This window comes from uncultured Dysgonomonas sp., assembly GCF_900079725.1.
GTDB lineage: Bacteria > Bacteroidota > Bacteroidia > Bacteroidales > Dysgonomonadaceae > Dysgonomonas.
Genome location: NZ_LT599032.1, coordinates 4,206,781 through 4,229,927 on the forward strand (window position 1 = coordinate 4,206,781; position 23,147 = coordinate 4,229,927).

At 39.8% G+C, this 23,147-nt stretch carries 26 protein-coding genes; 18 read left to right on the top strand and 8 right to left on the bottom strand.

Annotated elements, in window-relative coordinates; all coding sequences use genetic code 11:
• Nucleotides 1-45 precede the first annotated feature (45 nt).
• Nucleotides 46-1,377: a PhoH family protein gene (locus tag QZL88_RS17290; RefSeq protein WP_296943187.1), complete on the bottom strand. Its 1,332-nt coding sequence runs from the start codon at nucleotides 1,375-1,377 to the stop codon at nucleotides 46-48.
• Between the two features lie 244 nt (nucleotides 1,378-1,621).
• On the opposite strand from QZL88_RS17290, the gene QZL88_RS17295 reads away from it, so the two are divergent.
• Nucleotides 1,622-2,686 (top strand): DUF3868 domain-containing protein, encoded by a 1,065-nt coding sequence (locus QZL88_RS17295; protein ID WP_296943189.1) that lies wholly within the window; start codon nucleotides 1,622-1,624, stop codon nucleotides 2,684-2,686.
• Nucleotides 2,687-3,145: 459 nt separating this feature from the next.
• On the opposite strand, the gene QZL88_RS17300 is transcribed toward QZL88_RS17295, so the two are convergent.
• The 4 genes from QZL88_RS17300 to QZL88_RS17315 all read right to left on the bottom strand — a co-directional run bounded on the left by QZL88_RS17300 (nucleotide 3,146) and on the right by QZL88_RS17315 (nucleotide 6,709).
• The gene (locus tag QZL88_RS17300) at nucleotides 3,146-4,681 is read right to left on the bottom strand and encodes a 4Fe-4S dicluster domain-containing protein (protein WP_296943191.1); all 1,536 of its coding nucleotides are present in this window, start codon (nucleotides 4,679-4,681) and stop codon (nucleotides 3,146-3,148) included.
• Nucleotides 4,682-4,705: 24 nt separating this feature from the next.
• Complete coding sequence (locus QZL88_RS17305) at nucleotides 4,706-5,644, bottom strand: DUF362 domain-containing protein (RefSeq protein WP_296943193.1); 939 nt, start codon at nucleotides 5,642-5,644, stop codon at nucleotides 4,706-4,708.
• Between the two features lie 43 nt (nucleotides 5,645-5,687).
• Complete coding sequence (locus tag QZL88_RS17310; RefSeq protein WP_296943195.1) at nucleotides 5,688-6,086, bottom strand: phosphoribosyltransferase; 399 nt, start codon at nucleotides 6,084-6,086, stop codon at nucleotides 5,688-5,690.
• A 110-nt stretch (nucleotides 6,087-6,196) separates the two neighbouring features.
• The gene (locus QZL88_RS17315) at nucleotides 6,197-6,709 is read right to left on the bottom strand and encodes an ECF transporter S component (RefSeq protein WP_296943197.1); all 513 of its coding nucleotides are present in this window, start codon (nucleotides 6,707-6,709) and stop codon (nucleotides 6,197-6,199) included.
• Between the two features lie 352 nt (nucleotides 6,710-7,061).
• On the opposite strand from QZL88_RS17315, the gene kdsA reads away from it, so the two are divergent.
• From kdsA to QZL88_RS17340, 5 genes are read left to right on the top strand one after another with little or no spacing between them, the layout of a single operon-like run.
• Nucleotides 7,062-7,862 carry a 3-deoxy-8-phosphooctulonate synthase gene (gene kdsA, locus QZL88_RS17320; protein WP_296943199.1) on the top strand — a complete coding sequence of 267 codons (801 nt, stop codon included), beginning with the start codon at nucleotides 7,062-7,064 and terminating at the stop codon, nucleotides 7,860-7,862.
• Nucleotides 7,859-8,572 (top strand): 2-phosphosulfolactate phosphatase, encoded by a 714-nt coding sequence (locus QZL88_RS17325; RefSeq protein WP_296943201.1) that lies wholly within the window; start codon nucleotides 7,859-7,861, stop codon nucleotides 8,570-8,572. The genes kdsA and QZL88_RS17325 overlap by 4 nt, the downstream gene beginning before the upstream one ends.
• Before the next feature lie 9 nt (nucleotides 8,573-8,581).
• Nucleotides 8,582-8,947: a YraN family protein gene (locus QZL88_RS17330; protein WP_296943203.1), complete on the top strand. Its 366-nt coding sequence runs from the start codon at nucleotides 8,582-8,584 to the stop codon at nucleotides 8,945-8,947.
• A gap of 5 nt (nucleotides 8,948-8,952) precedes the next feature.
• On the top strand, nucleotides 8,953-9,324 hold the full coding sequence (locus QZL88_RS17335) for an MmcQ/YjbR family DNA-binding protein (RefSeq protein ID WP_296943205.1): 372 nt from the start codon (nucleotides 8,953-8,955) through the stop codon (nucleotides 9,322-9,324).
• Between the two features lie 15 nt (nucleotides 9,325-9,339).
• Complete coding sequence (locus QZL88_RS17340; RefSeq protein ID WP_296943207.1) at nucleotides 9,340-10,074, top strand: biotin--[acetyl-CoA-carboxylase] ligase; 735 nt, start codon at nucleotides 9,340-9,342, stop codon at nucleotides 10,072-10,074.
• Nucleotides 10,075-10,085: 11 nt separating this feature from the next.
• Here the strand turns inward: QZL88_RS17340 and QZL88_RS17345 are convergent, their stop codons facing one another.
• The gene (locus QZL88_RS17345) at nucleotides 10,086-10,343 is read right to left on the bottom strand and encodes a hypothetical protein (protein ID WP_291111637.1); all 258 of its coding nucleotides are present in this window, start codon (nucleotides 10,341-10,343) and stop codon (nucleotides 10,086-10,088) included.
• Nucleotides 10,344-10,618: 275 nt separating this feature from the next.
• Between QZL88_RS17345 and argR the strand changes: the two genes are divergently transcribed.
• The 7 genes from argR (at nucleotide 10,619) to QZL88_RS17380 (ending at nucleotide 17,407) form a co-directional block, all read left to right on the top strand.
• Nucleotides 10,619-11,074 carry an arginine repressor gene (gene argR / locus QZL88_RS17350; protein ID WP_296943211.1) on the top strand — a complete coding sequence of 152 codons (456 nt, stop codon included), beginning with the start codon at nucleotides 10,619-10,621 and terminating at the stop codon, nucleotides 11,072-11,074.
• A gap of 46 nt (nucleotides 11,075-11,120) precedes the next feature.
• The gene (locus QZL88_RS17355; protein WP_296945126.1) at nucleotides 11,121-11,717 is read left to right on the top strand and encodes a GNAT family N-acetyltransferase; all 597 of its coding nucleotides are present in this window, start codon (nucleotides 11,121-11,123) and stop codon (nucleotides 11,715-11,717) included.
• Between the two features lie 10 nt (nucleotides 11,718-11,727).
• Nucleotides 11,728-12,933 (top strand): argininosuccinate synthase domain-containing protein, encoded by a 1,206-nt coding sequence (locus QZL88_RS17360; protein WP_296943213.1) that lies wholly within the window; start codon nucleotides 11,728-11,730, stop codon nucleotides 12,931-12,933.
• A 461-nt stretch (nucleotides 12,934-13,394) separates the two neighbouring features.
• Nucleotides 13,395-14,363 (top strand): N-acetyl-gamma-glutamyl-phosphate reductase, encoded by a 969-nt coding sequence (argC, locus tag QZL88_RS17365; protein WP_296943215.1) that lies wholly within the window; start codon nucleotides 13,395-13,397, stop codon nucleotides 14,361-14,363.
• An 11-nt stretch (nucleotides 14,364-14,374) separates the two neighbouring features.
• Entirely contained in the window at nucleotides 14,375-14,932 is a 558-nt protein-coding gene (locus tag QZL88_RS17370) for a hypothetical protein (RefSeq protein WP_296943217.1), read from the top strand.
• Nucleotides 14,933-14,937: 5 nt separating this feature from the next.
• Complete coding sequence (locus tag QZL88_RS17375; protein ID WP_296943219.1) at nucleotides 14,938-16,284, top strand: hypothetical protein; 1,347 nt, start codon at nucleotides 14,938-14,940, stop codon at nucleotides 16,282-16,284.
• Nucleotide 16,285: 1 nt separating this feature from the next.
• Entirely contained in the window at nucleotides 16,286-17,407 is a 1,122-nt protein-coding gene (locus QZL88_RS17380) for an aspartate aminotransferase family protein (RefSeq protein ID WP_296943221.1), read from the top strand.
• 29 nt (nucleotides 17,408-17,436) lie between these two features.
• On the opposite strand, the gene QZL88_RS17385 is transcribed toward QZL88_RS17380, so the two are convergent.
• Nucleotides 17,437-17,844, bottom strand: coding sequence for a DUF2752 domain-containing protein (locus QZL88_RS17385; protein WP_296943223.1), 408 nt, complete (start codon nucleotides 17,842-17,844; stop codon nucleotides 17,437-17,439).
• 64 nt (nucleotides 17,845-17,908) lie between these two features.
• On the bottom strand, nucleotides 17,909-18,304 hold the full coding sequence (locus QZL88_RS17390) for a CD225/dispanin family protein (RefSeq protein ID WP_296943225.1): 396 nt from the start codon (nucleotides 18,302-18,304) through the stop codon (nucleotides 17,909-17,911).
• 115 nt (nucleotides 18,305-18,419) lie between these two features.
• Here QZL88_RS17390 and QZL88_RS17395 point away from each other — a divergent pair, with 115 nt between their 5' ends.
• The 5 genes from QZL88_RS17395 (at nucleotide 18,420) to QZL88_RS17415 (ending at nucleotide 23,049) form a co-directional block, all read left to right on the top strand.
• Nucleotides 18,420-19,169: a GH25 family lysozyme gene (locus tag QZL88_RS17395; protein ID WP_296943227.1), complete on the top strand. Its 750-nt coding sequence runs from the start codon at nucleotides 18,420-18,422 to the stop codon at nucleotides 19,167-19,169.
• A 28-nt stretch (nucleotides 19,170-19,197) separates the two neighbouring features.
• The gene (locus QZL88_RS17400) at nucleotides 19,198-19,653 is read left to right on the top strand and encodes a cupin domain-containing protein (RefSeq protein ID WP_296943229.1); all 456 of its coding nucleotides are present in this window, start codon (nucleotides 19,198-19,200) and stop codon (nucleotides 19,651-19,653) included.
• Between the two features lie 274 nt (nucleotides 19,654-19,927).
• Entirely contained in the window at nucleotides 19,928-20,770 is an 843-nt protein-coding gene (locus tag QZL88_RS17405; protein WP_296943231.1) for a prephenate dehydratase, read from the top strand.
• A 37-nt stretch (nucleotides 20,771-20,807) separates the two neighbouring features.
• Nucleotides 20,808-21,974: an aminotransferase class I/II-fold pyridoxal phosphate-dependent enzyme gene (locus QZL88_RS17410; RefSeq protein ID WP_296943233.1), complete on the top strand. Its 1,167-nt coding sequence runs from the start codon at nucleotides 20,808-20,810 to the stop codon at nucleotides 21,972-21,974.
• Between the two features lie 13 nt (nucleotides 21,975-21,987).
• Nucleotides 21,988-23,049 carry a bifunctional 3-deoxy-7-phosphoheptulonate synthase/chorismate mutase type II gene (locus QZL88_RS17415; RefSeq protein WP_296943235.1) on the top strand — a complete coding sequence of 354 codons (1,062 nt, stop codon included), beginning with the start codon at nucleotides 21,988-21,990 and terminating at the stop codon, nucleotides 23,047-23,049.
• The last annotated feature ends 98 nt before the right edge of the window (nucleotides 23,050-23,147 follow it).

Sequence of the window (23,147 nt, forward strand, 5' to 3'; positions counted from 1 at the left end):
AGATACAAGATTCGGTACAATCTGTATCAAATCGCTGCTTTTTAATTATAACAATGTACTTGCCACTTCAGATAACTTACTTCTTTCACCCTTCACCAGATTTACATGAGCAAACAGGTCCTGTCCGTTCATCTTGTCTATCATATAGGCAAGTCCGTTCGACTGGGCGTCGAGGTATGGGGAATCTATCTGCTGCAAGTCTCCTGAGAATATCATTTTAGTACCTTCTCCTGCACGGGTAATAATCGTTTTTATCTCATGGGGGGTCAGGTTTTGCGCTTCATCTATGATGCATATCATTTCCGACAGGCTTCGTCCGCGGATATACGCAAGGGCTTCTATTTCGAGTTTCTTACTCTTCTGCATTTCTTCAATGTTGCGGTATTCTGCACCTCCGTATGCGATGTGATTTTTTATTACCGAAAGATTGTCGAACAAAGGCTGCATATATGGTGCTATCTTTTGCTTTTCGTCTCCTGGCAGGAATCCCAATTCTTTATTGCCAAGGGCTACAATAGGGCGGGCTAGCAATATCTGATCGAAACTCTCATTTTGTTTCAAGGCCGAAGCTAATGCCAGCAAGGTTTTACCTGTACCGGCTTTCCCTGTCAGGGCTACCAGCTTTATATCCGGATCCATCAATACTTCCAGCGCAAATGTTTGTTCGGCATTGCGTGGCTGTATGCCGTACGCTATTTGTTTTTCAATCTTCTTTATCTTATTGGTGAAAGGATTGTAGCGGGCCAAAACGCTCTTTTTCCCGTTTTTCATAACAAAACATTCGTTTGCGATAACAGGATTTTCCAGATCAAATTCATCGAGGTCGATACCATCCGGATTGGCATACAGATTATCAATGACCGAAGAGTCCATGTCTTTGAATGTTTTATGCTGTTTTTCAAACATAAATACATCCACTACTTTGTCGTTGATATAATCTTCTGCCAGCACACCGATGGCGCGCGCCTTCATCCGCAGATTAATATCTTTGGTAACCAGTATTGTTTTTGTTTTCGGATCGCGCTCTGTTATCTCTACTACAGCGGACAAGATACGATGATCGGGGATTCTTTCGGGAAATATTTCATATACCTGGCTTTGTGCTTTGATGCCTGTTTCTACAAAGAGATTACCCATTCCGCTTCCTAAGGGAGTACCTTTCGAGAATAGATTGTCGTCGGTGATGGCATCCAGTTGGCGGAGAAATTCGCGGGCATTGTAATTTATCTGGTCATTTCCTTTTTTGAATTTGTCCAACTCTTCCAGCACTACGATAGGAAGATATATATCGTTTTCTTCAAAATTATCTAAACATCTGAAATCATGTAGTATTACATTTGTATCTAATACAAAGTTCTTCTTTTTTTTTCTTGCCATATTTTTTACAATTACTTTATCTGTGATATATAACAATAAATATAGCTGATTTGATTTATACAAAGTAAATTTTTGAAATATTTTTATTACCTTTCGGACATAAAACTAGGTCGGAATATTAGACAACTGAATATTAGCATGTACAAAGAATATCTTTAATGATGTTCTGTTTTTATTTTGCCCGATTATGGGTGGAGACTTTATAGAAGGTGTGGATAAATACCTATAACACTAATATATAAATATGAAAAAGATTTTTATCGTTTTTCTGATGGTGGCATTCATTTGTTATCACCAGAAAGTCTGTGCACAACAAAGTAATAATGCTAAATACAAAAACATTGAATTTGAATACGACAAGGAAAATGTATTTGTAAGCATTTATTTTAATTTGCAAGACTACTATGTTGAATCAGGTGATTCCCTGACATTGACACCTCTGATAAGGGCAAACTCTAAAGCATTGGAACTTCCCAATGTAATACTGATAGGGCAAGGGCAACAAGGTTTCTATTTGCAAAACAGAAGCCTGTCAGATCCTAGTTCATATAGGTTTCCTAAAGCTTCCAGTCAAAAAAACGAATTATATCAGACTAAAGTACCTTACGAACCGTGGATGAATAGTTCGAGGTTGGATATGAAGATTGATTTGAATCAGATAGGAGGATTTCCATTATACAGTTATGCCGAAGCTTTGAAAAATGGTATTAAAGCAAAGGTTTCTAAGATACAAATGCCTTTGCCTGTAGCAAGACAGGAATTCATAGGCAGTGCACCGTCATCTACAAATGAGATTTTTTCTATTCCGGCAGACCCTTCACGCGAAAGCGTTACTTTCGATTTGCGCCTTTCGGGCAAAAAATCGTTCGCTGTAGCTAATCAGGAGGAAGTAGATAAGATAAAAGCGTTGATCGACTGGGCTATGACCAACGAGAATATTACTCTTATCGGTGTATATATTACTGCTTATACGTCTGTGGACGGGATTTATATGGATAATGATGAACTTACCAAGCAGCAGTCTTTGGCGTTCAAAAGAACTTTGCAAGCCGGGAATAGCTATCCGGATCCGTTGTTTTTTACAGAGTTTAAAGGAGAGGACTGGCCGGGATTGACCGAGCTTGTCAAGCAATCAAATATGCCGTATCAGCAAGAAGTCCTCAATATCATAAACAATACAGGTATTTTTACCGGTCGAGAACTAAAGCTTATGCAGTTGGCTCAAGGTAATCCATACAGATATATGCGGGATAATTTGTTCCCTCAGCAATGGCGGATAGAATGCCGGGTCGTATATAAAAATAAATAGCAGAAAAGAGGCTTTCATTTGAAAGTCTCTTTTTTTATTACCGGACCGGACAGATATATCTTTATACCTATGCTCTTCGATCAGCTTTTATCGAAAAAAAGGTCTTTTCTTAAAATATGCATTTGAGTTATTCGTCTACAATGATAGGGGGATAATCTACCCTGCTATATTTAACCCATATAAACAGTATAAGAATGGATTTCAATAAAAGTATAAAGAACCTTTTTATTCATATCATAGTTCGCCTGTTGGAAGAGTTTGATTTGGAGTGGACTTTAAATTCTACAACTTATAAATCTTATATAGGACACGGGCATTCTGAAGAAAAGTTAGAAATGGACTCTTACGAATTTCACGGTTGTTATTAACTTTTAAACATGCCGTTAAAAAATAAAACCGACCAATCCGGCCGGTTTTTGTAAGTATTATGAATTTTAGGAATAATGATGAACGGGGGAATTAGAATCCGAAATCATCAACCTTAACGTCTTCTTTTTCTTCAACCTCGAACGCTTTCCGGTTCTGATGAACTACATTACCTTCTACAAAAATTGCACGATTAGGCCTTACAGGACAGATAAATTCACATCCGCCACACCCTACGCAAATGTCAGGGGTGATATGTGGTATAGTAAGTCCTTCGTGACCCTCGTAGGGGACCATCGTTACAGCTTGTGTGGGACAATGCTCGGCGCAAGCTCCGCAATTAGTTCCGTCTACGTGCACCACACAAATATCTTCGACAAAATGTACCCGCCCTATTTGTGTCATATGTTTTTCTTCCATTGTCAGAGGCAGTAATGCCCGGTTGGGGCACACGTCGGTACATACTGTACAGTTATAGTTGCAGAATCCCTTCTCATACGTCATTACAGGTTGCATGATGCCTCCGATACCGTATTCCATAAAAGCAGGCTTTATAACCCTTGACGGACAACGGCTTATACAAAGGTGGCACGATGTGCAATGGTGTAGTAAATGTTCGGCACTTTTTGCTCCCGGCGGACATATCGGATTTTGCCGTGTAGGAACTTTTTCTCCTGTTATAATCTCGACTATCTTTTCCTGAGCAAATACCGCAGGTACAGATACGGCTGTTGTTATTGCCGTAGCCAGAAATTGCCTTTTTCCTGAGTCGGTCGTATTTTCTATATTGATATTGGTCGCTTGCTTCCTGTACGGGGTAAACTTCAATGCATTACGTGAGCAGCTGTCGAGGCAATTGAAGCAATCTACACAGCGACTGTGGTCTACTGTATGGTTTTTGCTGTCGATGCATGACGCTTTACACTTCATAGCACACGAACCACAGCTGTTGCACAGGCTGTCGTCTATCCGGATTTTGAATAGTGAAAACTTACTGATGAAGCCCAATACAGTTCCTCCAGGACACACTGTATTGCAAAATGTACGCCCGTATTTCCATGCAAAGAAGCCTATGCCGAGGAATGTGATAATAGCAATGAAAAAAGAAAACATACTGAGTATCACTACTTCCATTTTATAGAATGTATAATTGCCGAAACTGGTGAAAATAGATTCCAGAACATTATTTCCGGCCAGATAAACTGGTCTGAATAGATTGGCAATAATACGTCCGTATGCACTATAAGGGTCCACTAATCCTAATAAAACAGGATAACCTGCAAAGAACGTTATCAGGACGATTGCAATTACCGACCATCTGAGTATATTCTTGGCTTTACTGTACTTATATCTCTTTTTCTTTTTGGCAGTTTTCTTTGAAACCCATGCCACTATGTCCTGATAGATACCCATCGGACAAATTGAGGAACAGTATACACGTCCGAACAGTAGAGTCAATACAATAAGGACAGTCAGTATAATAAAGCTACTTCCCAATATTGCCGGAATAAACTGTATGTGTGCCAATGCATGAAACTGGTCAGGCATCAGTGCTGCAAAATCAAGGAAATAGAACGTTATCAGGGCGAATAAAATAAGAGATACTCCCACCCGAAGTTTTTTTAGCATAGTTGATAGTTGATCTTTGTGAAATTATATTTTTATCCTCTTGATATTCAGTTTATCTATGTCCATTGTGCCAAGTTTATGAGCCTGTCCGCCTGCTATATGACCTATGTGATCGAGGGGCATTGTGCGCACCTGATTGAAAAACTTGGCTGCAGCTGTATCTACAGCTACTATATCCTGTGAAATAAAGAGTCCTTTCGGATTTGCCACATCGGCAGTCGAACGGCCTTGCGGACCGTTTGTTTTTACCACTCTGTATGCATCTACGATATTGAGAACAGGCTTTTTGGGATATGTACATATATCTGCTATGCATTGCTGCAGATCGGTACGGTGGAATATGCGCCTGTCCCAGACGATACCCATATAGTTTTTCATCGATATGGTAAGATTAGTCCCTCCATGATGCTTCAAAACAGGAAGATTTATCCATGCATCGCAATCGATGATGGCTTCGTGTATCTTTGCACTTTTCAGTTTCTTCCCCATTGGTAGAGTAACTTCACGGTAATATGATTCTTCGTGTGCAGGTACTACTTTTGCCCCTGCGGCTTTAGCTGCCGCCTCGATGCCGCTGTTTTTGTAACACTTCAGCCAGTCGTCGCAGGTATGGTCGAATACCACAACTTCTTTTGCTCCGGCAGACAAACATTGGCGGATAACTTCAGTTACCAGCTTCGGGTTGGTATTGCCCGATTGTTCAGGAGTCTTATCCCATCCTATATTCGGTTTTACTACTACTTTCCACCCTTTTTTTATGAATTTGCTCATGCCGCCCATTTCAGTCATGGCACGCCTGAACATAACCTCGGGTTCACCACCCATGACGGCAACCATATCTACTGCGGCTGCAGATTCGGAGCTGATAAATTTCTCAGACAGTATATCTATATTGCCGCTTGCTTTAATTGTAGCTGCGGCTCCTGTAAGTGCTATTGCTCTTAAAAAATTACGTCTATCCATAACCAACTGTTTTTTCTTTATTTGTTTTACCTTTTACCCTTCATTATAATAACCATGGAAATTTAAAGCAAGTTTCATCGTAGAGACTATAATCTGCTTTTCCGTTCACCGCAAATGTTTTTATCAGTTTAGCGTCTTTCAGCAGTTCACAGGCTTTCGTAAGAGATGCCCCTGTTTTAACCCTGTCTTCTACAAGCAGTATTGTTTTACCTTTAAAATCAAAATCGATGGGAGCCATTAGCTGTGGGCTGTCGTAAATTGGCCTCTGGTTGCTGTCTCTCAGATTGATTTTTAAAAGTTGTATTTCAATGCCGAAACGCTGATTTAGGATCGCCGCAGGGATTATGCCTCCGTTAGCGATGGCCACAATCATATCGAACTGTTCGGAAAAAGATATTGCGCGAAACCGCTCCAATACTTCTTCGAATGTTTTATCATACATGATAATTATGATTTCAAGATTTCAAGATTTCAGGTTTCAAGATAAAGATGTAGTTATATTGTGAATAACATATTTTGAAATCTTGAAACCTGAAATTCCGAAATTATTTTTTAGAGTTTAGCCATAGCCTTTAATACGGCAAAGCCTCCAAATATCTGGATTAGCATACCCGGTATGCCAATGCGGAAGTCCTGAACAGCTACAAACAGATCTTTTTCTATAGCCCATTCTACTGGTATTCCTATGATCTGATAAGCCAGTACCACGCCAACTAATGCAAGAAGAGACACTTTTTCGAAACGGTGGGCGGCATACGCAGCAGCACCGGCCAATAAAGATGATTTGATGAGGATTATAGGCAATACATCAGCCGGGGGCATGCCAAATAAGATATTGTTAGCCAAAGGGGATAATATGGCTGTCAGCAGTCCTACACGGAAGCCATATTTATATGCGGCAATCAGTGTGAAGAAATAGATGGGCAGCCATGTGAGCCCTCCACCCGGTATGAGATGGCAAAGTTGAGGAAGTGCTATGTTGCCGGCAATAAACAAAAGGGCAAACATATATGTTTTAGCCTCTTTGTAGTTGAGAGAATAAAGTTTTACTGTTGTTGTTTCCATAATTTCAAAACGAATTAAATCAGTGTTTTATGTTCCTATTTCGTATGGGCAGAGGATCTGCCTTCCTTTTCTAGTTGCTGCTTTGTTTGGAATGAATAGTTGTTTTTAGTGGAAAAAGATTTAAACTGTTAATACCGGTCTCTTCAATAGTGTTGTACATGATATATTAACAGATGCAATTTTAGTCAATATTCTTGTTATGAGCAAGAAAAGGTATGTTTTTTTAGTTTCATTAAGATTCGTCTGCACTGTTGGATTTAGTAATAATTATAGATATCTGGGCGTTTTATCATAAGAGATAATATTTGTACCTTTGATAAAGTTTTTAATACATTCTAATCAAACGAATAAAATGAATATTACAAATCTGAAAAATGATAATTTCTTCCTGCTTGCGGGACCATGTGTTATTGAGGGGGAAGAGATGGCATTGCGCATTGCCGAAAAAATAATAGAAATCACATCAAAACTTGATATACCCTACGTTTTCAAGGGTTCGTATAAAAAAGCAAATCGTTCGCGAGTCGATTCTTTTACCGGTATCGGTGATGAGAAAGCACTGAAAATATTGCGTAAGGTAAACGAAACATTTGGTGTGCCTACGGTGACAGATATCCATGAGACGCATGAAGCAGCGATGGCTGCCGAATATGTCGATGTATTGCAGATTCCTGCATTTCTTTGCCGTCAGACAGATCTGCTTATTGCTGCGGCTAAGACAGGGAAAATAGTAAATATCAAAAAAGGCCAGTTTCTTGCACCGGGCGGGATGAAATTTGCCGCGCAAAAGGTTGTGGATTCGGGGAACGATAATGTGATTATAACAGATAGAGGAACGTCTTTCGGATACTCTGATTTAGTAGTCGATTTTCGCGGGATACCCGAAATGAAAGAATTCGGCTTTCCTGTCGTTCTGGATGCTACCCATAGCCTTCAAAAACCAAATCAGGCATCGGGTGTTACCGGAGGGCAGCCACAGTTGATAGAAACAATGTGTAAAGCGGGTATTGCAACAGGTGTCGACGGATTATTCTTAGAAACACATTTCGATCCGGCCAATGCCTTGTCGGATGGCGCAAATATGTTGCCACTCGATCAGTTGGAAGGCTTATTGATAAAACTTACACGGATTAAAGCAGCATTAAAAGAATGAAAGTAGAAGTGTGTTTTTCTCCGGCTCTTTATCCATATTATGCTAGTGATAATAACCATATTACGGTTGTAGTAGATATTTTCAGGGCAACCACTACGATGTGCGCAGCCTTGAAGAACGGAGCGAGTTCTATTATATCTGTAGCTTCGATTGAAGAAGCGCAGGACTATAAGGCAAAGGGATATCTTGTAGGGGCAGAGCGTAATGTGAAGCGTTGCGATTTTGCAGATTTTGGCAATTCCCCATTTGACTATACAGCCGACAAAGTGAGAGGTAAGGATGTTGTATTCACTACCACTAACGGAACGCAGGCCATTGATATGGCGAAAGATTCGGATATACTGACCGTTGGTGCTTTTTCCAACATTAGCGCTTTGGCGGACTTCTGCGCAGATAAAGAGAAGGATGTAATAGTGCTTTGTGCCGGATGGAATAACCGTTTCAATATGGAGGATTCCCTTTTTGGCGGTGCTTTGGCTCAGAAGTTGATTGATAGAGGCTATGCTCCCGCCTCGGATGCAACGCAGGTAGCTTTGTCGATGTGGAAAGAGGCATTGCCCGATGTTCGCAGTTATATTGACCGTACAGAGCATATTAAGCGGTTGGAAGCTCATAATCTGCAAGATTCTGTAGAATACTGTTTAACAGAGGATACCGTGAATTTGGTTCCTGTTTACAGTAAAGAAACCAAGAAAATAACAATCGGCTGATTTTGCCTTATGGCCGAGCATAACGATCTGGGGAAAAAGGGTGAGGATGCAGCGGAGCATTATCTCAGGCAGAAGAATTATGAAATAATAGAGCGTAACTGGCTATATGAAAAATATGAAATAGATATAATTGCCCGGAATGAGGAATATATTGTTTTTGTAGAAGTAAAGACCCGTAGTTCGAGCCAATGGGGAAACCCGGAGGAGGCAGTATCGAAGGGAAAGATAAAACGGATTGTTGAAGCTGCCGATTTTTACCTTAGGGAGTACGATATAGATCAGCCTGCCCGTTTCGATGTGGTTGCGGCTATATGGAATGGCAAAAAGTTTGAGATAGAACATATAGACGATGCATTTCTGGCACCTGTAAATTAGAGAAAATGAATATAGAAGAAGTTCGTGAAGCATGTATATCGATAAAAGGGGCGACAGAAAGCTTTCCTTTCGGAGATGATACGCTGGTCTATAAAGTAATGGACAAAATGTTTGCCTATATGGGCCTGGAGTCAAGAGACGGTGAATTCTGGCTGAATGTGAAATGTGATCCGGAGAAAGCGATTGAACTGAGGGAGCATTACAACGGTATCAGGCCGGGTTATCATTCAAACAAAAAGTATTGGAATACTATTGTTATTGAGAGTGATGTATCTGATGCTTTGATCAAAGAACTTATCCAACACTCGGTGGATGAGGTGATAAAGAAATTGCCAAAAGTGAAGCAAACCGAATATAATAATTTGTCTAATATCTAAATAATCGAACATACTATGCCTCTGATTATCCACCTTGTCGACGAAATTGATTCTACAAACAATTATATGAAAAGCCTGTTGCTGAAACAGAAAGTAAAGGAAGGAACCATTATCTCGGCCGATTTTCAGACCGGAGGCAGGGGGCAGCGCGGCAACGGCTGGATGTCGGAGAACGGAAAGAATCTGTTGTTCAGTATTGTATTGTATCCCGATGCGGTAAAAGCAAATGAGCAGTTCCTTATATCGCAGGTTGTATCGTTGGCTGTAGCCGATTTTCTCCGGAAATATGCAGATGGTATTACAATAAAATGGCCTAATGATATTTACTGGCGAGAGAAGAAGATATGCGGAATACTGATTGAGAATGCCATAGAAGGAGATGAAATAAAAGAGTCTGTTTGTGGGATAGGAGTCAATCTTAATCAGGAGAGTTTTGATAGCAGTCTGCCTAATCCTGTTTCTTTGAAGCAAATAACAGGAGAGTATTATGAGCAGAGTATCATGCTCGAAGAAGTCAGAGAACTCCTTTTTTCTTATTACGAGAAGTTGAGGAGGGGAGAGATGCAGATTATTGCAGAGGAGTATAGAGATTCTCTGTTCAGAAAAACAGGTTATCATTTATTTAATGACAACACAAACGATTTTATAGCCAGGATAAAAAATGTAGCTTCCGATGGAACGCTTATTTTGCAAACGGAAAGCGGAGATGAGAGACGCTTTGCGTTTAAAGAAGTAAGATATGTTCTGTGAACTTGACCTGTTTAAATCAGGATGTTATATATAGTATAAGAATGTGTTTCAACACCCTCATTTGTGCGTTCATAGTGTTTGTCGATATCTATTTTTATACATTTCCGAATATTCAGAAGAAGAAAAATCTCATCGTTAGTCAAATCCTCCTTTTCATATACTACAATGCGTGCAAAAGAGTCATCAATGGTGACTTTTGTCGCTTTTTTAGCTGGAGCATCTGATCGCAAGACAGATATTATCGGTTGCTTTTTCTCTGGTTCATCCATTCAAATTCAAAATATTAAGTTTTATTTCCAGACATAATGTGTCCTGAAGTGTGAATACGCAAATATAGAAGAAGCCGAGAGTATAGTCAACGTTTCTTTTAATTACGCCGAGGCGCATCCTATATTTTGCAAATATAGAAAAATAAATTAAAAAAAGGAATGTTTAACTTTTTGTCGGAGTGCTATTTATATAATAATATTTTTTATGCATTAAATATTTTAGAATATGCATAAATATGTGTAAATTTGCATTATTATTTGCATATTTATACGTAATGACTAAGAAATACAGACATAAAATAATAAGAGAAGTGTTGCAGACGAATGATATAAATAGTCAGGATATGCTTCTTAAACTGTTGATGGATAAAGGGTTTGAACTTACACAGGCTACTTTGTCCCGCGATATAAAAGAACTGAAAATAGTGAAGGTGCCCACGGCAAAAGGTAATTATGTATATCAGTTTTCGGAGTCGATGCAGAATATGGAAGAGGAAATGCCGTTGTCTTCTTTCGGATTTGTTAATATTGAATTTTCGGGACAACTGGCTGTGATAAAGACCCGTCCGGGTTATGCTATGGCCATAGCGGGAGAAATAGACCGCAGGGCTACACGTTATATACTGGGTACAGTTGCAGGTGACGATACTATACTTCTGATACCGAGAGAGAATATAAGCAGGGAGGAGGTAATAGCTTCACTTTCTGAATTTATACCGAATATTGAATGATAAGACAACAATGAACAACATAGAAGAACTTGTGGTAGAAAAGCCGATGGAGCAACAACAACTTACTATACAGATAGCCAACGAAAGCCATGTCGGATATGTGCAAACGATATTGGATACAATTGAGGCTGCGGCTAAGGTGCGGGGCACGGGAATTGCAAAACGTACACCGGAATATGTGGAACTTAAAATAAAGGAAGGTAAAGCTATCATTGCTCTGATGGGAGATGAGTTTGCCGGATTTTGCTATATAGAATCATGGGGGAATAAGCAGTTTGTTGCCAATTCCGGGTTAATTGTAGTTGAAAAATTCAGACAGCACGGGCTGGCAAAAAAAATCAAACAGCATGCCTTTTCTCTGGCTAGAGCTATGTTTCCGACAGCCAAAGTATTTGGTCTTACATCGGGTGCTGCGGTAATGAAAATAAATACAGAACTGGGGTATGTGCCTGTGACTTTTGCACAACTGACTGATGATGAGTCTTTCTGGCGTGGCTGTCAGGGATGTGTCAATTATGATATCCTTACCCGTACCGACAGGAAATACTGTATCTGTACTGCGATGCTCTTCGATCCCGAAAAGCAGAAAGACAAGAAGGAGATAAAAGAGATAATCAAAGACCTCAAAAAGCAATTGAAATAACATAACATATATGAAAAAGAAAGTCGTTTTAGCATTCAGTGGAGGATTAGACACATCGTTCTGTGCAAAATATCTGTCCGCTGATATGGGATATGATGTATATACAGCCATAGCCAACACCGGAGGTTTCACGCCCGAAGAACTGAAAGTTATAGAAGAGAAAGCCTATAAATTAGGTGCTGTAAAACATGTAAGTCTCGACATAACACAGGAATACTACGAAAAGAGCATTAAATATATGATTTTCGGAAATGTATTGCGTAATGGTACATACCCGATTTCGGTGAGTTCGGAGCGTATATTTCAGGCGATAGCCATTATCAACTATGCAAAGGAAATAGGTGCTGACGCTGTTGCTCATGGCAGCACAGGAGCAGGAAACGATCAGGTTCGCTTCGACCTGACATTTGATGTGCTTGCTCCCGGCATTGAGATTATTACACCCACCCGCGACATGATCCTTACCCGTGAGTATGAAATCAATTATCTGAAAGAACATGGATATGAAGCCGATTTTACGAAGATGGTATATTCCATTAATAAAGGGCTTTGGGGTACAAGTATAGGTGGCAAAGAAACGCTGAAGTCAGAACAGACTTTGCCGGAAGAAGCCTATCCGTCCCAATTGCAGAAACAAGGACAGGAAGTTCTTACGATTGATTTCGAAGAAGGCGAAATAGCAGCAGTAAACGGTGAAAAATATGCTGATAAGGTAAAAGCTATCCAGAAGATAGAAGAGATTACATCGGCTTATGCTATCGGCCGCGATATGCATATAGGTGATACTATTATCGGCATAAAGGGACGTGTGGGCTTTGAAGCCGCGGCTCCGCTGGTGATTATCAATGCGCACAAAATGCTGGAAAAGCATACACTAACCAAATGGCAACAGTATTGGAAAGAGCAGGTAGGTAACTGGTACGGAATGTTTCTTCACGAAGCACAATATCTGGAACCTGTGATGCGTGATATTGAAGCAATGCTATCAAGTTCGCAGCAAAATGTAACTGGTAGGGTGAGCATTAAACTGCAACCATATCATTATGTGCTGATTGGAGTGGAAAGTGACTTCGATTTGATGAAAGCTGATTTTGGTGAGTACGGCGAAGTGAATAAGGCGTGGACATCGGATGATGCGAAAGGCTTTACTAAGATTTATGCTATGACAAATAAGATATATCATAGTGTACAGAAAAAGAACGGGAAAGAGTTATAAATTCATTATTCGTTTATCTATATAGTAGACCATAAGCGTATGGAACGGAGCAAAAGTAACAAGTATTTGAATTTGTAAATATTGTTAACTTTGTTACCTTTGTTACCTTTTAACAAATGGTAAGTTTTAAGTAGTGAGTTGTTCTGTATTCACTGTTTACTGATATATCTGTTACTTTTGTTACCTTTCTCCCTGTGTTTACTCCGTGTATCTGAGTATAACAAAAATATTTTACCACTAAGCATACAAAGAAAATCACGAAGGTCACAATGAATATAAAAGTAGCATAGAAAAAGATGTAAAAAGTGTCAGAAGTGTAACCTTTTTTTAACAGTTACAGGATAGCTGTTCATTTCTCATTGTATTAAATATATTACTTTTATGGAAAAAGGCAGAGAGCCGACTCTATAACATAGAGCCATAGAGATATCTTAAAAAAGTTTCTGAAATAATAAATGACTATGATAAAAGCAGGAATTATAGGGGGAGCCGGCTATACTGCCGGAGAACTGATAAGGATATTAATCAATCATCCGCAGGTGGAACTGGTATTTGTAAACAGTACAAGTAACGCGGGCAATAAACTAACGGATGTACATAGTGGATTGTTAGGCGATACGGAGATGAGTTTTACCGACCAGTTGCCTTACGATACAATAGATGTATTGTTTTTTTGTACGGCACATGGTGATACAAAGAAGTTTTTGGAAGCGAATGAGATTCCCGAACATCTGAAAATTATAGACCTGTCTACCGATTACAGGCACAAAGCCGATGAAAATAAATTTATTTATGGCTTACCCGAACTGAATAAAGAAGAGATACGGAAATCATCTTATATCGCCAATCCCGGATGTTTTGCCACGGCTATACAGTTAGGCCTGTTGCCACTGGCGAAGGCCGGATTGCTGAATACGGAAATCCATGTGAATGCTATCACAGGCTCCACCGGGGCGGGAGTAAAGCCGTCGGCAACCTCCCATTTCAGCTGGCGGGAGAATAATATCTCTGTTTATAAGGCTTTCGAACATCAGCACCTGACAGAGATTCGCCAGTCATTAGCTCAGTTACAGACCGGTTTTACAGAAGATATTAACTTTATTCCTGTCCGTGGAAATTTCACCAGAGGTATATTTGTTTCTACTTATCTGAAATTTGACGGAACTATTGAAGAGGCTGTGAAATTATATCAGGATTTTTACAAAGAAAGTCCTTTTGTGGTTGTCTCCGATAAAAATATAGATCTCAAGCAGGTGGTAAATACAAATAAATGTATCTTGCATCTGGAAAAACACGGAAGTAAGCTGCTTATCCTTTCCTGCATAGACAATCTGGTAAAAGGTGCGTCGGGACAGGCTGTACATAATATGAACCTGATATTCGGGTTGGAAGAGACAATCGGATTAAAGCTAAAGGCTTCGGCTTTTTAAAGATGTGAATTATGGATTTATATGATAAGATTTTTACAGAGTCAAAGAAAAGTAAAAAGCTTTTGTATTTTAAAAAATATACAGGAGAGACTAGCTTTTGTGGATATGTTTTAAGTTTTAATTCGAATACCGTTCAAATACAACATTTTACTCGAAATGGTAAATCTGATGGAGTTATTACCCTGAGGTATTCAGATGTAAATTATATAACTGTCGATAATGATTATCTGAAATCGATCCAGTATATTATAGATAATAACGCTCTTATAGATAGTGAGCAAAGTAGTACTTTACCCTTAGATTCTTCTTCCAATTGGGTTTTTAATACATTAAATGAATATAAAAAAGACAAATCAACATTGTTAGGAATTGAAGCAAATGGAGACTGGTATGTTGGTTTTGTTAATGATGTGGATGATATTTTCTTTTCTTTTACAGAGATAGATAGAAACGGTTTTGTATTAGATACCAGCATCTATAAATTGGAAGATGTCAGTTCTATTCACATTAATGAATTGGAAAGTAGAAGACGATTGCTTTTATATAATTGGCATAAATCAATAAATTGAATCGCATGAAATTTGAAGTAGACTCCCAAACCCTGAAAGACCTTGAAATCTTTGACACAGTCAAAGACGGTACGTCTGTATTCAGCCTGTTTAATCACACTCAGTGTTATGGTGGCAGGAGGATACTTTATAACTTTTTGTCCAATCCTCTGACCGATCTGGAAAAGATAACTGAACGGACAGACACAATCGCGTTCTTTCAGAAATATTTGCCCGAAGGCCTGAGTGTAGATAAAGATTCTCTTGATTTTACCGAATATTATATCCGGCATGGTGATTATCCAACACGTATTCCTACATGGTTTACAGCCTTGGAGAGGATGATAATGGACAGGATAAGTACGAATACCGAGTACTATTTGGTAAAGAAAGGAGTTGGCTCTACTGTCGACCTGTTGAAGACGATATATGCTTTTTCTCATGTTCTGGCTGATAAGTTTAAGGGAAATAATTATCCGAAATTGTTGGAAAAGAATAACGAAAAGGTTTTGGAAATATTTTCTTCGGCTGAATATGTTGATGTAATGAAATTAGGACTAAAAATCCCTTCTTATGAGACCTCCAGGCTCGATTATATGTTTCGTTATACCCACAAGAAGGATATTCTTTTCTTTCTTGACCTTATATATGAGTATGATGCTTTTCTGTCCATTGCGAAAGCGGCGGATAAATACGGACTATCATATGCAGAAATGCTTCCGGCCGATGATAACCAGCTGGAGATAGATGGTTTATACCATCCCTTTGTAGAAGGGGCTATTCCGAATGATATGCGCTTTGAACAGCCCTCGAACCTGTTATTTATTTCGGGACCGAATATGGCAGGGAAATCCACTTTCCTGAAAGCGCTGGGATTGTCCGCATATCTGGCGCATGTGGGATTCCCTGTTCCCGCAAAGAGGATGACTTTGAGTATATTGTCGGGATTGTGTACTACAATTAATATTTCCGACAACCTGAGTTCCGGTTACAGCCATTTTTATGCAGAAGTGATGCGTATCAAGGATGTTGCCCGCCAGTTGAAAACACACCGGAATATGTTGGTGATCTTCGATGAATTATTCAGGGGTACGAATGTGAAAGATGCCTATGACGGGACATTGGCTGTGGTGAATGCATTTACCGAGGTGAAAAGTTCGTTCTTTGTCATATCTTCCCATATTGTAGAAGTGACCAAAGAGCTGGAAGCCAATAAGAATATAGAATTTTCTTATTTCGAGATTCTCGAGCAGGATGGGCATCCTGTGTACACATATAAGCTGAAAGACGGAATTTCGCAGGTCAGGTTAGGAATGTACATTATCCGGAAAGAGAACTTAATAGAAACAATTAAAGAAATAAATAATATATAAAATGAAATTATTCGATGTATTTCCACTATTCGATATCAATGTCGTGGAAGGTAAAGGATGTTATGTGTATGACGATAAGGGTAATGAATACTTAGACCTTTACGGAGGCCATGCTGTAATATCGGTGGGGCATACACATCCTTACTATGTAGCTAAGCTTACAGAACAGTTGAATAAACTCGGGTTCTATTCCAATTCTGTAGTGAATAAGCTGCAACAGGAGCTGGCGCAAAAGATGGGAGAACAATGCGGTTACCCTGACTATTTTCTGTTCCTTGTAAACTCAGGCGCAGAAGCAAACGAGAATGCTATAAAACTGGCTTCGTTCCACAATGGACGCAAGAAAGTACTCTCATTTAAGAAAGCGTTTCACGGACGTACTTCGGTTACCGTTGCCACAACAGATATCCCTGCATATTCAGCTCCGGTAAACCAATCGGATAATGTAGTGTTCGCTCCGTTTAATGATATTGAATTTGTAAAGAAGGAATTGGCCACAAAAGAATATTGCTCTGTTATTATAGAAGGTATTCAGGGTGTTGCAGGCATACAGATACCATACGATGATTTTCTGAAAGAACTTCGCGATGTTTGTACCGAAACAGGAACTATCCTGATTCTGGACGAGATACAATCGGGCTATGGCCGCAGCGGTAAATTTTTCGCCCATGAGTATGCCAATATAGAAGCAGATTTGATAACAGTAGCTAAAGGTATAGGTAATGGTTTCCCAATGTCGGGAGTCCTGATTAATCCGATGTTTAAGGCTGTATACGGACAATTGGGAACTACATTCGGGGGGAATCATCTGGCTTGTGCGGCAGCTATCGCTGTACTTGATATAATGAAGAATGAGAAGCTTGTAGAAAACGCTTACAATGTCGGCGAATTCCTGATGGAAGAACTTCGGAAATTCCCTCAGATAAAAGAAGTACGCGGACGCGGGCTTATGATAGGTATGGAGTTTGAGGAGCCTATAAAAGAAAAACGGACGAAGCTTTTATTTGAAGAAAAAGTCTTTACAGGAGCAACAGGTACACATGTATTCCGCTTATTGCCTCCGCTCTGTCTTACTATAGAACAAGCGAAAGAGTTCTTGGAAAGATTTAAAAAAGTGCTCTGAAATAAGTGAAACGGCTTGACACCACTTTTTTAAGGGGGAGGAGCCAGATAGGTAAACGGCCAGAAAGGGATATTCCTCAGGATGAAAAACAGGATAACTGTGATCAGAAGTGTGTATCCGAACCAGGGTTTGAATACAAAGCTTTTCAGATACTTTTCCTGTCCGAGTATATAAACCCTTACAGCCAGATAGTAGAAGTATGCCAGAAATGGCCCTGCCACGATGAAGAAGATGTTATAGCGCAAAGCCTCCAATATATTGCCATGCAGCAGGAAATGCAAAGCCCGTTGCCCGCCGCATCCGGGACATTCTAGTCCGGTGGCTGCTTTGAATGTACAGAGTGCATTATCTCCAGCCATATTATAGATTGCATAGTAGACGACTATAATAACGATTGGAAATAGAATTGCTGATATAAGCAGTATATACTTCTTCATAAAAAAGGAAAGGTAATTCCATTGAAATTACCTTTCTGTATTATAATATTGAAACTTTGTTGTTTTAAGCTCCGTACTGATCCATGATATCCTGATATTGTTCTATCATAGAAGCAATACCACCGGCTGATACAATGGAAATAATAATCAGAATAGCAGAAATAGCTACTGTTCCGAGAGCTATAAATGACAATAATTTAGCATTCTTGGCTGCGCTCTCTGCTCCGGCATAATCTCCGGCAAAATATTTGGAATCTACCTGAGTGGAGAATACTATGGCGATAATACCAAGGACAAAGCCTATACAACTGACCCAGCCGCAGCAGGTTATCAAACTTACAACTGTAGCGATGATAGCTAAAATCAAATTATTATTTGGTCTTGGTGGTTTAGTAGGGTTGTCCCAACTGTTAGCTTGTTGAGCAGGTTCTTGATAACCTTGGTTGCTAAATTCTGTCATGGTTATGATATTATTATTAAAAAAGTTTGTTAATACTGTTCAAATATATATAAAAATATAACATACAAAAAGAAAAATTAATCATAACTTCGTTATTCGGTTTAAATAAGTATCAATGAAAGTAAAAGTTGCCCTGTACTCCCTTATTGTATTAGCTATGATTGTTTTTATCTGTGCCGGGGTATACGTGGCGTTTATGAATGGATACATCCGCTTGAATTATCCGTCCTTCAAAGATTACCCTGTACAGGGAATTGATGTTTCGCATCACCAGCAAGAGATAGACTGGGCAAGGCTGGATAAGGAAAAGGTTCAGTTTGCCTTTATCAAAGCTACAGAAGGAGGCAATCATAAAGATTCCATGTTTCAACTTAACTGGCGCGAAGCCCGTCAGAATAAGATACTGTCGGGAGCTTACCATTTCTTTACTTTTTGTAAAGACGGAGAAGAGCAAGCCCGGAATTATATACACTATGTCCCTCGTGATAGTATAGATTTACCACCTATTATTGACCTGGAGTATGGTGGCAACTGTAGCCCTGCAAACCGGAAGGAGGATCTGATCGCTGAAATAGCCAACTACTTTGAGATTATAGAAGACCATTATCAGCGCAAGGTGATTATTTATACTACAAATGAATTCTATAAGAATTACCTGCAACACCAATTCCCCGATAATCCGATCTGGATACGTGATATTATCGCAAAACCCAATTTACCCGATGGCCGTGACTGGCTATTCTGGCAATTCTCGAACCGGGGGCGGATAGACGGCATAGATACTCCGGTCGACCTGAATGCTTTCAATGGAAGCCGCGAGGAATTCGAGAAGCTTTTAAACAAAAAGACGGTCGAAAGCGAATAAGTTATTTTGAAAACAAGAACTGAAGTATATGAAAGACATAAAGCGAATATCAGAAAATGAAAATTACACGGCAATTAATATCGGCCGTTTGGAAGACCTGAATGAATATTCTCTGATCCACCCCAAGAATAAACAGGAAATAACTGGCAAAGTTTTCCTGAAAGAGGCTACAGATGCGACAGGTACCGAAATCTCATTTCAGATGCTACCCCCAAAAACAGATCTTACCTATTTTCATATCCATAGACAAAATGAAGAGACCTATATCGTATTAAAGGGTTTCGGCGATTTTCAGGTAGATGATGATTGCTTTCCCATAACAGAAGGCAGCGTGGTGAGAGTATCACCGGCAGGAAAGCGATGCCTGCGTAATTCTTCTGATGAAACAATGATTTATATGGTTATTCAATCGAAAGAAGATTCTTTGGCTCAGTACAGTTCTGCTGATGGGGAGCGGGTTCTTTACGATCCTAAATGGAAATAGCGGAAGATACGGGGATTTACTTATTTATAAATTTTTGAAATTAAAAAGACAAAATGTTTGTTTTATTCAAAAAAGTATTACTTTTGTATCCATAATCATAACAAGGTTATTGAAATGAAGAATTTTTCTACATACTTTTTCTTTTTTTACTTTTACTTTTTTAGCAAGGTGAAACAGGATTTTGTATGAGAAAATTGAAAATAAAATAAAACAATCAGATATATAGAATCCTGTCAAGTATGACGGGATTTTTTTTTGACAATAAGCTAAACAAATGAGAAGAGTTGCAATACAAGGAGGACTGGGAGCATATCACGGCATTGCCGCTGAAAATTTCTTTGAAGAAGAGGTCGAAATAGTGCCCTGCATTACGTTTCGCGATATCTTTACTACCATCAAAAAAGAGCCGAATACAATTGGTATTATGGCTATAGAAAATACCATTGCCGGGAGCCTTTTGGGTAATTATGAATTACTGAAAGAGAATAAGCTTCCTATTGCAGGTGAATTTAAGCAACGTATATCTCATTGCCTGGCGGTGCTTCCCGGGCAAACCATCCATGATGTAAAGGAAGTGGAATCGCATCCTATTGCACTGATGCAATGTACTAATTTTCTGGATACATTACCGGGGGTACGCATTATTGAACATGAGGATACGGCTTTGGCAGCAAAAGATGTTGCCGAAAAGCGTTTGCATACTACGGCTGCTATATGCAGTGTGAGAGCAGCAGAAATTTATGGACTGGATATACTGGCGAGAGGAATTGAGACGAATAAGCACAATTTTACTCGCTTTCTTATTTTTGGTAATAAATGGATTGTGGAAGAAATTCAGCAAAGTGAGGTCATAAACAAATCATCTATTGTGTTTACCCTGCCGCACACCGAAGGAAGCCTTTCGAAAGTATTGTCTGTATTTTCTTTTTATGGTATCAGTCTGACCAAGATACAGTCTTTGCCGATTGTTGGCCGGGAATGGGAATATCAGTTTTACGTAGACCTCAAATTCTCAGATTTGGAGCGTTATCACCAATCGCTGGATGCTATCCGTCCCCTGATAAGTGAGTTGAAAACACTAGGTGAATACCCGGAAGGCCGTCAGAGCGAACTTTAATTTTGAATTCTTGGAATCTTTAAATATTGAAATCAATATGAATATAATACCCGCCGACCGCCTGAACACAGTACAGGAATACTATTTCTCCACCAAATTGAGGGAAGTAGCGGAAATGAATGCCGCAGGTAAGAATGTGATCAGTCTTGGCATTGGCAGTCCCGATCTGCCTCCTTCCGAAGAGACAGTAAGGGCTCTGAATGAATCCGCAGCGAAAAACGACGCACACGGCTATCAGCCGCATGTGGGTATTCCTCAGTTGCGTGATGCTTTTGCTACATGGTATAAACGTTGGTATGACGTGACGATTGATCCGGCAAAGGAGATACAGCCGTTAATAGGCTCAAAAGAAGGCATTCTTCACATCTCTCTGGCGTTTCTCAATCCCGGAGATGGGGTCTTGGTACCAAATCCCGGTTATCCTACATACACATCTGTAAGTAAGATGGCAGGCGCGAAGATTCATACATACGATCTGGATGAAAATAACAACTGGCAGCCCGATTTTGAAGCATTGGAAAAAATGGATTTATCCGGTGTAAAGCTGATGTGGGTTAATTATCCGAATATGCCGACAGGAGCGAACGGTTCGTTAAACCTGTTCGAAAAGTTGGTTGCATTTGGCAGGAAGCATGGTATCGTTATCGCCCATGATAATCCGTATAGTCTCATATTGAACGAGAATCCGCTTAGTATCATGCAAGTGGAGGGTGCAAAAGAGATTTGTATAGAGTTGAATTCTATGAGTAAGTCGCATAATATGCCCGGATGGCGTATCGGTCTGGTTGTTTCCAATCCGCAGTTTATAGGATGGATACTCAAAGTCCTAAGCAACATCGAAAGCGGTATTCTAAAGCCTATGCAAATGGCTACTATTGCCGCATTGAATAATTCGGATGAATGGCATAGGAAAAACAATATAGAATTATATGCAAACCGTCGTAAATACGCAGCTGCCATAATGGATGAACTGGACTGCACATATGATGAGAATCAGGTGGGTATGTTTCTTTGGGGAAAAATACCTGCGAAGTATAAAAGCAGCGGGGAACTGGCAGATAAAATCTTATACGATGCCAGAGTATTCCTAACCCCCGGGTTTATATTTGGGAGCAACGGCGAAAGGTATATCCGTATATCGCTTTGCTGCAATGAACCTATGCTAAAAGAGGCTTTGGAAAGAATAAAGAAATTACAATCATAAAAACTTAGATAAAATGGAATTAGAATCAATCTTACTACCGGGAGTTGACCCGGAACGTCCTTTGGTAATTGCCGGCCCATGTAGCGCCGAAACAGAAGACCAAGTAATGAGTGCGGCAAAACAATTGGCAGCTGATGGTATCAAAATTATGCGTGCAGGCATCTGGAAACCCCGTACAAAACCCGGAGGATTTGAAGGTGTAGGTAGTGAAGGTCTTGCCTGGTTGAAAAAAGTAAAGCAGGAAACAGGAATGTATGTCTCAACGGAAGTTGCTACGCAGAAGCATGTATATGAAGCATTGAAGTACGGCGTAGATATGCTCTGGATAGGAGCCCGTACCACGGCTAATCCGTTTGCCGTACAGGAGATTGCTGAAGCCTTGCAAGGTGTGGATATACCTGTATTGGTGAAGAATCCGGTAAATCCCGATTTGGAATTATGGATAGGGGCTCTCGAACGCTTAAGTAATGTAGGGTTGACTAAACTGGGTGCGATCCATCGTGGATTCAGTTCGTATGATAAAAAGATCTACCGTAATCTTCCTCAATGGCATATCCCTATCGAACTGAAACGCCGTTACCCTGATTTGCCTATTATTTGCGACCCTAGCCATATCGGAGGTAAGCGCGATCTGATTCAGCCTCTTTCACAACAGGCCATGGATTTGAATTTCGAAGGGTTGATTATTGAAACACATTGCGATCCTGATAATGCATGGAGCGATGCTTCGCAACAAGTAACACCATCGAGATTGAAAGAGATTCTTTCGGCTTTGGTTATCCGAGATGGTAAGCAGTCGACAGAAGACTTGTCGGTATTGCGCAGACAGATAGACGAAATAGACGATCAGTTACTTGAATTATTGGCTAAACGTATGCGTATTTCTTGCGAAATAGGGACCTTCAAGAAGGAACATAATATGACCATTGTACAGACTGACCGCTATGATGAAATACTAAGCAAACGTATTTCCCAGGCAGAAGGTATGGGTATGAATCCGGAATTTATGCGTGTGGTTTTGGAAGCGATTCATGAGGAGTCTGTAAGACAGCAAATAGATATTCTGAATAAATAAATATTTGCTTATCAGAGATTAAACGGAGGGATGGATTTTGTTCACCCCTCCGTTTATGTGTAAAGACAGTTTATTGCAACAGGTATCAGATATGATTT